10 protein-coding genes and 2 pseudogenes are annotated in these 11,773 nt (G+C 51.9%); 4 read left to right on the plus strand and 8 right to left on the minus strand.

What is annotated here, in order from left to right; genetic code table 11:
* Positions 1-231 precede the first annotated feature (231 nt).
* Both hupA and ABDK09_08250 read left to right on the plus strand, forming a co-directional pair.
* Positions 232-504: a nucleoid-associated protein HU-alpha gene (hupA, locus tag ABDK09_08245; GenBank protein XAW89672.1), complete on the plus strand. Its 273-nt coding sequence runs from the start codon at positions 232-234 to the stop codon at positions 502-504.
* Between the two features lie 42 nt (positions 505-546).
* Positions 547-1,254 carry a DUF1481 domain-containing protein gene (locus ABDK09_08250; protein XAW90702.1) on the plus strand — a complete coding sequence of 236 codons (708 nt, stop codon included), beginning with the start codon at positions 547-549 and terminating at the stop codon, positions 1,252-1,254.
* A gap of 161 nt (positions 1,255-1,415) precedes the next feature.
* On the opposite strand, the pseudogene purD reads toward ABDK09_08250, so the two are convergent.
* The 3 genes and pseudogenes from purD to ABDK09_08265 form a co-directional block, all read right to left on the minus strand.
* Positions 1,416-2,709: pseudogene (gene purD, locus ABDK09_08255) on the minus strand (phosphoribosylamine--glycine ligase).
* Between the two features lie 63 nt (positions 2,710-2,772).
* Positions 2,773-4,365 (minus strand): bifunctional phosphoribosylaminoimidazolecarboxamide formyltransferase/IMP cyclohydrolase, encoded by a 1,593-nt coding sequence (gene purH, locus ABDK09_08260; protein XAW89673.1) that lies wholly within the window; start codon positions 4,363-4,365, stop codon positions 2,773-2,775.
* A 143-nt stretch (positions 4,366-4,508) separates the two neighbouring features.
* A pseudogene (locus ABDK09_08265) lies at positions 4,509-4,601 on the minus strand (phosphoribosylamine--glycine ligase).
* Positions 4,602-4,654: 53 nt separating this feature from the next.
* Between ABDK09_08265 and zntR the strand changes: the two are divergent.
* Positions 4,655-5,053: a Zn(2+)-responsive transcriptional regulator gene (gene zntR / locus ABDK09_08270; GenBank protein ID XAW89674.1), complete on the plus strand. Its 399-nt coding sequence runs from the start codon at positions 4,655-4,657 to the stop codon at positions 5,051-5,053.
* Positions 5,054-5,187: 134 nt separating this feature from the next.
* Here the strand turns inward: zntR and ABDK09_08275 are convergent, their stop codons facing one another.
* The 3 genes from ABDK09_08275 to ABDK09_08285 all read right to left on the minus strand — a co-directional run bounded on the left by ABDK09_08275 (position 5,188) and on the right by ABDK09_08285 (position 9,091).
* A complete protein-coding gene (locus tag ABDK09_08275; protein ID XAW89675.1) occupies positions 5,188-6,006 on the minus strand; it encodes a TonB-dependent receptor in 819 nt (272 codons plus the stop codon).
* Positions 5,912-7,279: a TonB-dependent receptor gene (locus ABDK09_08280; protein XAW89676.1), complete on the minus strand. Its 1,368-nt coding sequence runs from the start codon at positions 7,277-7,279 to the stop codon at positions 5,912-5,914. The genes ABDK09_08275 and ABDK09_08280 overlap by 95 nt, the downstream gene beginning before the upstream one ends.
* A gap of 648 nt (positions 7,280-7,927) precedes the next feature.
* Entirely contained in the window at positions 7,928-9,091 is a 1,164-nt protein-coding gene (locus ABDK09_08285; GenBank protein XAW89677.1) for a 5-methyltetrahydropteroyltriglutamate--homocysteine S-methyltransferase, read from the minus strand.
* Between the two features lie 278 nt (positions 9,092-9,369).
* Between ABDK09_08285 and ABDK09_08290 the strand changes: the two genes are divergently transcribed.
* A complete protein-coding gene (locus ABDK09_08290) occupies positions 9,370-10,254 on the plus strand; it encodes an AEC family transporter (GenBank protein XAW89678.1) in 885 nt (294 codons plus the stop codon).
* 128 nt (positions 10,255-10,382) lie between these two features.
* Here ABDK09_08290 and fis read toward each other — a convergent pair whose 3' ends face one another.
* Positions 10,383-10,679, minus strand: coding sequence for a DNA-binding transcriptional regulator Fis (gene fis / locus ABDK09_08295; protein XAW89679.1), 297 nt, complete (start codon positions 10,677-10,679; stop codon positions 10,383-10,385).
* A gap of 23 nt (positions 10,680-10,702) precedes the next feature.
* Positions 10,703-11,671 carry a tRNA dihydrouridine synthase DusB gene (gene dusB / locus ABDK09_08300; GenBank protein ID XAW89680.1) on the minus strand — a complete coding sequence of 323 codons (969 nt, stop codon included), beginning with the start codon at positions 11,669-11,671 and terminating at the stop codon, positions 10,703-10,705.
* Positions 11,672-11,773: the final 102 nt, after the last annotated feature.

An 11,773-nucleotide genomic window follows, 5' to 3' on the forward strand; every position in this document is an offset into this window, starting at 1 on the left:
ACACCTTGATATCACAGGGCTTAACCGGGATTTGCCCGTATGTAATAGGGGTATTTTGCGTCAAAAACAAGTCAGGCGCTCGCGGCATTGGGTAACAAATTGTGAGTTATTACTCATATTATGGTTAAAACTACGTCAGAGAGACACAAGTTACGCGACAAACCTTTGCCAGACGGGGCATTTATGCTTTAGAGTGAACTCAATTCGATAACCTATGAGAAGGGAAACCTAATGAACAAGACCCAATTAATCGACTTTATCGCCGAAAAAGCAGACCTGTCTAAAGCTCAGGCAAAATCTGCTCTGGAAGCTACTCTGGGTGCGGTTGAAGGCGCACTGAAAGAGGGTGACCAGGTTCAACTAATTGGTTTTGGTACATTTAAAGTAAATCACCGTGCTGCACGTACCGGTCGCAACCCTAAGACTGGTGAAGAGATCAAAATCGAAGCAGCTAACGTACCAGCGTTCGTTGCTGGTAAAGCACTGAAAGACTCAGTGAAATAATCTATACTACGCCGAGATTCTTAATCTCGGCGTTTTTTCATGATGAAAGCACTTCTTCTCTCCGCTCTGAGCGCGGCCTTACTGGCCGGATGCGCCACTTCTCTTCCTTATGATCCTCTGCAGCTTCAGCAAGTCAGCCATTACAGTGGTGGTGAAACCGCCGGTGATGCGACCAGCTTTTACTGGACCAGCACGCGCCAGAATCAGGCGATCTCTGCAGCCGATTATGTGGTTTCACAGCGCTTTGGCTGGTATCAGTCCAATTACCGTTGGGATGAAGGCGAACTGCGTGAAGTGGTCCGTGAGGGTATGCAGCCGAAAGAGCGCCAGCTGGTGCCTTACCGGGTGCAGATCCGCTTTGATAAAAACGGCGATGCGATTTATCAGCAGTACCGGGTGGATGGTAAAGTCCTGCCGCTCAATCAGAATCAGCTCGCGCAATATCAGCAGCAGGCTGATGAACTCGTTGCCAAAACTCAGCAGCAGGACAGTCAGGGCCTGACGCTTATCCAGGGCATCTGGGACGGTGAGGTGTTTGAAAGCTGCTCCGGCCCGGAGTACAGCCATGTGGAATTTAATCAGACGCTGCCGGATTTTGTGGTCAGCCGGTTATCCTCCATCGACAGTTATGTGGCTTTCCTGGGTTCGGCTGATAAATCGACCGTGCGTATAGAAAAAATCCTTACCCTGGATGATGACAGCCACGACTGTGTGAAACGCCCGGCTCTGATCGCTGAGCAGGACGGATAAGCTAATGGCTAAGGTTTGACTGCCCTGAGGCAGGCCCGAAAAGAATAAAAGAAAGGCGCTCAATGAGCGCCTTTCGTCTGTCTGAGCCTGAGTCACTGGCAGTGTTGCTGTGCGCAGTGAAGGGCTTAACTGAGGAGCGAAGCTGTCACTCCTCCGCCAGATTATTTTTCAGCTTGCTCGCGCGCAATCGCACGGTAGCCGATGTCGTTGCGGTGGAACATACCGTCCCAGCTGATCTGTTTCGCCAGCTGGTAAGCGCGTTGCTGCGCTTCCAATACCGTGTTGCCCAGTGCGGTTGCACACAGTACGCGGCCGCCGTTAGTCACGACCTGACCATCTTTGTCTGTGGTACCGGCATGGAACACTTTCTCGCCTTCCACTTCTGTGGTTGGCAGGCCGGAAATCACGTCACCCTTAGCGTAATCGCCAGGGTAGCCACCTGCGGCCAGTACGATACCGATTGAGGCACGTGGATCCCAGTTTGACTCAACCTGGTCCAGTTTTTCGTCGATAGCGGCCAGACACAGTTCAACCAGATCAGACTGCATACGCATCATGATTGGCTGAGTTTCCGGATCGCCGAAGCGGCAGTTGAATTCGATTACTTTTGGCGCGCCAGATGCGTCGATCATCAGGCCTGCGTACAGGAAGCCAGTGTATGGGTGACCTTCAGAAGCCATGCCGTTCACGGTCGGGTAAATCACTTCCTGCATAATGCGGTCGTGGATTTCCTGAGTGACAACCGGCGCCGGAGAGTAAGCACCCATGCCGCCTGTGTTCGGGCCAGTGTCTTTGTCGCCAACACGTTTGTGGTCCTGGCTGGTGGCCATCGGCAGAACGTTTTTGCCGTCAACCATCACGATGAAGCTTGCTTCTTCGCCGTCCAGGAAACTCTTCAATCACTACGCGGCTGCCTGCATCGCCAAACGCGTTGCCAGCCAGCATGTCTTTGATTGCATCTTCAGCTTCTTGCAGCGTCATCGCAACGATAACGCCTTTACCTGCTGCCAGGCCGTCTGCTTTCACTACGATTGGTGCACCTTGCTCACGCACGTAAGCCAGAGCCGGTTCAATTTCAGTGAAATTAGCGTAAGCCGCAGTCGGGATGTTGTGGCGAGCGAGGAAATCTTTGGTGAACGCTTTTGAACCTTCCAGCTGCGCAGCCGCTTCGGTAGGACCAAAGATTGGCAGGCCTGCTGCACGGAATGCATCCACCACACCGATAACCAGCGGCGCTTCCGGACCGACGATAGTCAGTTCAATCGCGTTGTCTTTGGCAAAGGCCACTAAGCCTTGCACGTCTTCAACGCCGATGTTGACGTTTTGCAGTTTCGCTTCCAGCGCAGTACCGGCGTTACCCGGTGCAATGAATACGGTCTCAACCGCAGGGTTTTGCGCGACTTTCCAGCCCAGTGCGTGCTCACGACCACCAGAACCGATAATTAAAACTTGCATAATCTATCCTAACGAAAAGAATAAATGCCCAGGGCTAATTAGCCCCGGGACCTAATAAATAAATCAGTGACGGAAGTGACGCATACCAGTGAAGATCATCGCCATGCCGTGCTCGTCTGCTGCTGCGATAACTTCGTCATCACGCATCGAGCCGCCTGGCTGAATCACACACTTGATGCCTGCTTCCGCTGCTGCATCGATACCGTCACGGAACGGGAAGAACGCATCCGATGCCATTACTGAACCGGCTACTTCCAGGTTTTCATCAGCGGCTTTGATACCAGCGATTTTCGCTGAGTATACGCGGCTCATCTGGCCTGCGCCGACACCGATAGTCATGTCACCTTTTGCGTAGACGATAGCGTTTGATTTAACGTATTTTGCCACTTTCCAGCAGAACAGCGCATCTTTCAGCTCTTCTTCGGTTGGCTGGCGCTTAGACACTACTTTCAGGTCATCCAGAGTCACCATACCCTGGTCACGATCCTGCACCAGCAGACCACCGTTAACACGTTTCAGATCGAAACCTGTGGTCTTGGTTGACCATTCGCCACACTCCAGCAGACGGACGTTTTTCTTCGCAGCAACCACTTCAACCGCTTCGGCAGACACTTTCGGTGCGATGATCACTTCAACGAACTGACGCTCAACGATAGCTGATGCAGTTTTAGCATCCAGCTCTTGGTTGAAGGCGATGATGCCGCCGAACGCAGAAGTAGGGTCAGTCTGGTAGGCGCGGTTGTACGCTTCCAGAATGTCGCTGCCCAGCGCCACACCACAAGGGTTGGCGTGCTTAACGATCACACACGCTGGTTCTGCGAACTCTTTGACGCATTCCAGTGCTGCATCAGTGTCAGCGATGTTGTTGTAAGACAGAGCTTTACCCTGGATTTGACGCGCAGTAGAGACTGACGCTTCTTCCGGGTTCGCTTCAACGTAGAAAGCCGCGTTCTGGTGGCTGTTTTCGCCGTAACGCATGTCTTGTTTCTTGATGAACTGTTGGTTGAAGGTGCGCGGGAACTGAGATTCTTCGTCGCCTTCTTTGTTCTCGCCGTAGCTTGCTACCATGGTACCGAAGTAGTTCGCGATCATACCGTCGTAGGCTGCAGTGTGCTCGAATGCTGCAATAGCCAGGTCGAAACGAGTATCCAGAGTCAGAGACTTGTCGTTAGCATCCATTTCTGCGATGACGCGATCGTAGTCAGATGCATTCACGATGATGGTCACGTCTTTGTGGTTTTTCGCTGCAGATCGAACCATAGTCGGGCCACCGATATCGATATTTTCTACCGCATCTTCCAGTGAACAGCCTTCTTTCGCGACGGTTTCTGCGAATGGGTACAGGTTAACCACTACCATGTCGATTGGGTTAATGGCGTGAGTCGCCATTACGTCATCATCCTGACCGCGACGGCCCAGGATGCCACCATGAACTTTCGGGTGCAGCGTTTTTACGCGCCCATCCATCATTTCCGGGAAACCGGTGTAATCGGAGACTTCAGTCACAGCGATACCTTTTTCAGCCAGCAGACGAGCCGTACCGCCAGTAGACAGGATATCAACACCGCGCTCAGCGAGCGCTTGTGCGAACTCAACAATGCCAGTTTTATCTGATACGCTGATCAGTGCACGGCGAATAGGACGAGCGTTATTCATGCTTCCAATTTCCTTTAATTCATGGAGTTAATGACGAAAGATGTTTGCCAAAAGTGTTCATTGGTGACGCAGAGGGGAATTTTTTATCCGTTCTGATCACTGCTTGGCCAGTTTTGGTAAAGACCTTTTTTCCAGGCTTTCAGGATGGCGCGTATTCTAACCAATTTATTACAAAAGATCTCGCGCAATCGTTTGGCATGGGAAAAATAATAGCTAAAAACTGGTTTTTCAAGCAAAAAAATTAACCAATCAGTCAATGGTCGAGACTATATTTCCAATGGGAGAGACTATGTTTCAAATCGGAGAATTAGCCAAACGGTGCCAAGTTTCCACCGATACGCTGCGTTTTTACGAGAAAAATGCGCTGATCGCACCGGCCGGGCGCAGTGAGTCCGGTTACCGTTTGTATGATGAAAATAATTTAAAACAGGTCAGTTTTATTCTCAAAGCCAAAGCGCTCGGTCTGAGCCTGGAGGAGATCCGCGAATTACTCGAGATTCGTTTGGATGCCAGCGAACACAGTTGCGCTGAAGCGAAAGCGATTACCAGCGCCAAGCTGCAGGTGATTGATGACAAGATTGCCGAGCTGACCCGGATTCGTGCTGCGCTGCAGAAAATCAATGATGCCTGCTGCGGGGATATCGATGATGATGCGACCCATTGCTCGATTCTGGCCGCGCTGGAATAGCCGCGTCGCGTGATGATGGTGTGTGTCCGGCGCTGAAAAAAACAGAGCCAACCCGAAGGCTGGCTCTGTCATTGCTCAGATTGCTTTGAGTCTCCCGAAGGTTACCTGCAACCTTGTTAGAATGTCATGCTGACTTAGAAGTCGTAGTTGACCGATACCCAGTAGTTACGGCCAGGGTTGACGTAACCTGAAGTCGAACGAGAGGTATCGAAGTAATCACCCGCGTATTCACCGCCAATCACGTCCAGATCGGTGAAGTCTTTATCCAGCAGGTTGTACACCGCGCCGTTCAGTTTCAGATCTTTGGTAATTGCGTAAGTGGCACCCATGTTGACCACCGTCCAGGCTTTCAGGTTGCCTTTCTGATCCATGATCGATTTTTGTGTGCTGCTCAGGTTTTCATAGTTGCTGGTGTAACGCGGTGTTTTACCGTGGTATTCCGCACCCAGCCACGCGTCCAGTGACTCGCTGGCAATCCAGCGCACTTTAGCGTTGGCCATGTGTTTGGCCGTGTTACCAAATGGTGCGCCGTCGTCGTCACCGCCTACCTGCTCGCTGTGAGTGTAGGTGTAGTTCAGGTTCATCGACAGATCATCGCGGAACAGCGGGAAGGATGAACCGACCTCGACCCCTTCAATTTTCGCTTTACCGACGTTTTCGTATGATGAAGTCGTGTCATCAATGTCGTAAGACTGGATGGCATTCTTATAGTGGTTCACGAATACGGTCACGTTGGCTTTGAAGTTGTTGTCACCTTCGTAGTAAACGCCGGTTTCGTAACTGGTGCTCTCTTCCGGATCCAGATCCGGGTTACCTATGACGTTAACGGCGCCACGGCCGGAGATGCCGCTGATACCATCATGCAGTTGCGCCAGGCTCGGCGTGCGGTAACCGGTGCTGACGCCGCCTTTGACGGTCCAGTTTCTGGTTAGCGTTCCATACCAGGTAGGCACGCGGACTGACGTGACCGCCGAATGAATCGTGGTGCTCGTAACGCGCACCCAGAGTCAGGATCAGTGGATCGGCGATGTACCAGTCATCTTCAGCAAACAGGGCGAAGGTGTCCTGCTTAAAGGTTTCACCGGTTTTTTCCAGTACCACGCCATCTTTCATCTCAGCATGCCAGTACTGACCACCGATGGTGACAGAGTGGTCTGAACCGATATCAGTCATCAGTTTGCTGTTGACGATGGTGTTGCTGTTTTCCAGTTTACGATCTTTACCTATGGTTGCGCCGCTGAAGCCAGAGCGTGAAGTCAGCAGGCGACCTTCGTTTTCAGTCACCATGTAAGAGGCATCGGACTGGATGCGACCGAAGTCAAAAGTGGATTCGTGACCGATAATGAGCTGATCTTCGTTGAATTTCAGCTCATCTTCATAACCACCACCGGAAGTACCGACATCGCCCAGCTGACTGTCGCTGTTGTCATAAGTCTGGCGAGCGATATGACCGTCAACAAACACAGTGTGGTCGTCGTTGATGTTGTAGCTGAGCTTACCGCCGATGTTGTAGTTGTCGCTCTCAGTCGGGTAAGGCGTACGTGATGCGCTGTCTTCGCTCAGCGAGGTGATGCTGGAACCTTCACGGTGCTTGATGGTGCCGCGCAGGTTGAGGTTGAGTTTGTCCTCAACTAACGGACCTGAGGTGTTGAAGCTCAGTGATGAGGTATCACCCCATTTGTCGTGCTCTTGCAGGTTGTAACCCGCGCTGACGTTACCGACCCATTCTTTCTGGTTCTTCTTGGTGATGATGTTGACCACACCACCAATCGCGTCAGAACCGTACAGGGTCGACATTGGACCGCGGATCACTTCGATATGGTCGATAGCAGACAGCGGTGGTACGAAGCCATTGCCCATCTCACCAAAGCCGTTTGGCGTGGTGTCTGAACTAGCGGTTTGGCGGATACCATCAATCAGGATCAGAGTATGGCTGCTGCTCATACCGCGGATGCTGATGTTAAGGCCACCGGTTTTACCTGTGCTGCTGCGTACGTCAACGCCTTCCAGGCCACTCAGCGCTTCACCGAGATCCATGTAGTTTTTCTCGGCCAGATCTTGCTGGCTGACTACTGAAATCGATGCCGGAGCATCGGTGATTTTTTTCTCTAAACCTGCGTTGGCTGTTACCACCAGAGTTTCATCGGCGGCGGTTGCAGCAACACTGTTCACAGCATATAAGCTGGACAGAATAGAAATAGCGAGGGCTGAGTAGTGGAACTTCACGATTGTAAATCCTTGAAACAAAACGTTGAGAGGAGCGCATTATATTTATTAATGTGAACAATTATCAATACCATTCGTATTGGTGTTTGTGTCAATAATGGAACGCAGAGTTGGGATATTAAGGCAGATATATTGATAGTGGTGATGATTGACTACTCAAGAACTGCCAGTTTTGGGTAGTGAAAACCGGCTTGATACGCGGTTTGTGTAGCCATTACCTGAACTTATGCGAACAGCGGTTTTGAATGTAAGTTTATGTAAATTATTGTTATTTTAATTATTATTTCTTGTCGTTATCGCGCTTGTCCGGGTTGTGTGTTTTAAACGCCGCAGTAAAGCAGGCAGCAAATCAGGCACTTGTATAGTGGGCTGATAAACAAACAGAACCGGACTTTTCGTACAAGATGTGGGATAAGGTATTCCGTATTTGGAACGAATTATTTTCGCTCAGCAGTGTCTGTGGCGTTTTTAATCCGAGCTGAAGTACGTGTTTGTTGAGGTTCTGGGGCGTGTTTTCGCTGGTGTTTGGCTGGCTTTCCGGCAGGTAAAAAAAGAGCGAACCAGACGGTTCGCTCAAAACGGGGTAAAGGGCTGCGGCATGTCCGGCGCAGCCAATCGTGTCATAGCCTGTTTGCACGAGCCGGGGGTTTAGCCCCACACCTCATCGGCGACTTGTTTCACCAGGGCGATTTTGGCCCATTGCTGCGCTTCACTCAGGGCGTTGCCTTCTTCAGTGGAGGCAAAGCCGCACTGGGTGCTGAGGCACAGATTCTCCAGCGGTACGTACTGAGCCGCTTCTTTAATGCGCGCCACGATGGCCTGCGCCGGTTCAAGCTCACCCTCTTTAGAGGACACCAGTCCCAGTACCACTTGTTTGTTCGGAGCCAGTTTCGCCAGTGGCGCGAAGTCACCGGCGCGGTCGGTATCAAACTCAAGGTAAAACGCTGAGACTGCGGACTCACCCAGCAGCACATCTGCGACCGGTGCATAACCGCCCGTTGCGGCCCAGGTTGAACGGTAGTTGCCGCGACACACGTGGGTGGTCAGAACCAAGTCCTGCGGCGCGCCCAGCAGCGCAGCGTTGTTGACCTGTACCAGTTTGTTGAGCAGCGGCTGGATGCTGCCCTGATGGTCAAAGTTGTGATCGTGACTGTCGCCGCAGCCGCACGCGGCCTCATTTTCTGCGCTCGCCTGAGCGACTTTCGGGTCGGTCAGCATGCCCCAGGTGCAATCGTCGAGTTGCAGGTTGCGACAACCGGCGGCGTACAGCTCGCGGATAAAGGTCTGATAGGCGGCGGCGATGTCGGCCAGCAGCTCGGCTTCATCCGGGTAGATGCTTGCGGTGTGGGCTTTATTACACGGACGCTGCAGTTCTTTGAGAAACTGAGCCGGAGCCGGAATGGTCAGGCGCGGGGTGACGCCTGGCTTAGCCAGCGCCAGCAGAAACTTAAAGTGTTCGATGAACGGGTGATTGTGACCAGAGATTTTGCCGCTCAGACGGGTACTTTCAGCGCGGGTTTCGACCGCCGCAAACTGGTAGCCCTGTTCGATCTGCGCTTTTTCGACGCCATTCAGCCCCCACATGAAATCGAGATGCCACCAACTGCGGCGAAACTCGCCGTCGGTGATGACTTTGAGGCCGGCTTGTTGCTGCTTTTCCACCAGTTCCGTAATGGCGCGATCTTCAACCGCGGTCAGTTGCGTCTGGTCGATAGTACCGCTGGCGAAATCACGACGGGCCTGACGCAGGTATTCCGGGCGAAGGTAACTGCCGACAACGTCAGCACGAAAAGGAGGAAGTACAGTAGACATAGCAAGGCGCCTCTCAGGGAATCATTATTGGGTGTAGGGTTAAATTATCGGATGTCCGGACGGCTGTTAAGGGATGCTTTCTCATACTGATTATGAAATTAATTCACTATGGAGTGAAACGGGCATGCTGCGTCGGCAATGAGATGATTTTTTCACCGTGATTGATTTGTACTTGCCATAAATGCCTTGTAGATTAGGGCTCTGTTTGCCGCTTTGCTGGCATCAACCCTCTGCTGTTCCCGGACTGAACCGGGCCTAACCCGCTGTAAGGACACATCATGCTGGCTGCATTTATCGTTGCGATTCTCCCGGTGCTTATGATTGCGCTGCTGGGCGCTCTGCTGAGTAAAAAGACCGCTTATCTGGATGACCCCAATCTGCCGCGTCTGGTGGTGAATGTCGCCATGCCGTGCCTGCTGCTGCACTCGATGCTGGGCAGTCACATTGATTTTCTCGGTATGAGTAAACTGGTGCTGGGCGCCGTCTGTGCGCTGCTGGCGATGGTGGTGGTGACCTGGTTGGTGCTCAAAGCAACCGGCCAGAGTCCGCGTTTTTACCTGCCGGTGCTGGTGAACCCCAATACCGGTAACCTCGGGATCCCGATTGCTTATTCCCTGCTCGGTGAGCAGGGACTGGCCGGTGCGGTGATCATCTCGTCGATTATTGAAATCAGCCACTTTACTTTGGGGATGGGCATGATGTCCGGAACCTATTCGGCCCGTAAGCTGGTGGTTAACCCGCCGATGCTTGCGCTGCTGGTCAGTGCCGCGCTGCTTGGACTGAATGTGCCGATTCCGGAGTTTCTGCTGCGGGCGTTCGATATGATCGGCAGTATTACCGTGCCGGTCATGTTGCTGATGCTGGGCCGCGCGCTGGCGCACATGAAGGTGCATGAAGCGCCGTGGTTTAAGCTGGCTTTGATGTCGGTCTACCGCCCGCTGATTGGCCTGTTGACCGCCTGGGGCGCTGCTCTGCTGTTTCAGCTGTCGCCATTGCATACCGCGAATCTGATGATCGCCTGCTCGATGCCGGTCGCCGTGCTGAACTATCTGTTCGCGACCCGTTTTAACGGTCCGGTCAATGATGTGGCCGGCCTGACGTTTCTGACTCTGCCGACCGCACTGGTGGCGCTGGTGGTGATTAAGATGTGGGTGATTGTGTGAGTTCGTTTACTTTGCTGTACTAAATCACAAGATGGTTGTGTAATCAGCGGCCGCAGAAACGCCGGACCGAGGATACAAAAAAAGCCAAACCCGCTTGGGTTTGGCTTTGAATGCTTGCACTAATTGGATTAGTTCATGCCGTACTTTTTCAGTTTCTTACGAAGAGTACCACGGTTGATACCCATCATGGTTGCTGCGCGAGTCTGGTTACCGCGAGTGTACTGCATGATGGTGTCTAGTAGTGGTTGTTCAACTTCAGCTAGAACTAATTCGTAAAGTTCTGTGACTTCCTGACCGTTTAATTGAGCCAGGTAGTTTTTAAGAGACGCTTTAACTGAATCACGTAGTGGCTTTTGCGTGATTTGATCTTGTGAAGTTACGGTAGTTACTGTTAAAGCTTCTGAAGTCAGATTTTGTTCGAACATATTCGGTCTAGCTCTTCTCTTAATTATGATGCAACGTTATCAAAATAACCTTCCAATACCTCTAACTGCAGTGGTGCTGCTTCGATGGCATTAAAGGTACGGCGAAACTCACTCGCCTGCTCATGTTCTTTGAGATACCACCCAACGTGCTTGCGCGCGATGCGTGGGCCTAAATACTCACCATAAAACTGATGGAGAGCCTTCACATGACCAAGCAGGATGTCTTTCACTTCCGCATAGGGAAGATCAGGCATCGTGGTGCCGTTTTCCAAATAGTGTTGGATTTCCTGGAAAATCCAAGGACGTCCCTGGGCAGGGCGTCCAATCATTAAAGCGTCCGCGCCGGTGTACTCCAGCACATATTTGGCTTTCTCCGGACAATCGATATCACCGTTAGCGATGACCGGGATTTGAATAGCCGCTTTGACCGCTTTAATGCTGTCGTATTCCGCCTCACCTTTGTACATGCAGGTACGGGTTCGCCCATGAAGCGCCAGTGCCTGAATGCCGCAGTCTTCGGCAAGTTTAGCGATCTGGACACAGTTTTTATTGTCTGTGTCCCAGCCGGTCCGGGTTTTCAGTGTCACAGGGACACTCACTGCATCCACTACCGCCTTCAGAATGTCTTCGATCACATCCGGGTAGCGCAGCAGGGCAGAACCAGCCAGCTTCTTGTTCACTTTCTTTGCCGGGCAGCCCATGTTGATATCGATGATTTGCGCACCGTTCTCAACGCTGAACTGGGCCGCATCGGCCATCAGCTGTGGGTCGCTTCCCGCAATCTGTACAGAGCGAATGCCCGATTCGCCTTCATGCACCATGCGGTTTCTCGACTTGTCTGTTTTCCACAGAGCCGGGTTAGCGGACATCATTTCACTGACGGCCATACCAGCTCCGTAACGGAGGCACAACTCTCGAAACGGTCTGTCGGTGACACCAGCCATAGGTGCGACGATTAGATTGTTCTTAAGTTGATAATTTCCGATTTTCAAAACGTGTTCACAGCTTCATACCAGCAAGGGCGCGCATTTTACGCATTTTTTCGATGCGTGAAAAGACTAATATTTGAGCATTTACAAAATGTTTTGGTAAAT

The sequence above is a fragment of the Vibrio sp. CDRSL-10 TSBA genome, from assembly GCA_039696685.1.
Lineage (GTDB): Bacteria > Pseudomonadota > Gammaproteobacteria > Enterobacterales > Vibrionaceae > Vibrio.

Excerpts from the sequence above, each read along its gene's own strand:
- hupA (XAW89672.1), top strand. The coding sequence starts at position 232 with ATGAACAAGACCCAATTAATCGACTTTATCGCCGAAAAAGCAGACCTG.
- ABDK09_08250 (XAW90702.1), top strand. The coding sequence starts at position 547 with ATGAAAGCACTTCTTCTCTCCGCTCTGAGCGCGGCCTTACTGGCCGGA.
- purH (XAW89673.1), bottom strand. The coding sequence starts at position 4,365 with ATGAATAACGCTCGTCCTATTCGCCGTGCACTGATCAGCGTATCAGAT.
- zntR (XAW89674.1), top strand. The coding sequence starts at position 4,655 with ATGTTTCAAATCGGAGAATTAGCCAAACGGTGCCAAGTTTCCACCGAT.
- ABDK09_08285 (XAW89677.1), bottom strand. The coding sequence starts at position 9,091 with ATGTCTACTGTACTTCCTCCTTTTCGTGCTGACGTTGTCGGCAGTTAC.
- ABDK09_08290 (XAW89678.1), top strand. The coding sequence starts at position 9,370 with ATGCTGGCTGCATTTATCGTTGCGATTCTCCCGGTGCTTATGATTGCG.
- fis (XAW89679.1), bottom strand. The coding sequence starts at position 10,679 with ATGTTCGAACAAAATCTGACTTCAGAAGCTTTAACAGTAACTACCGTA.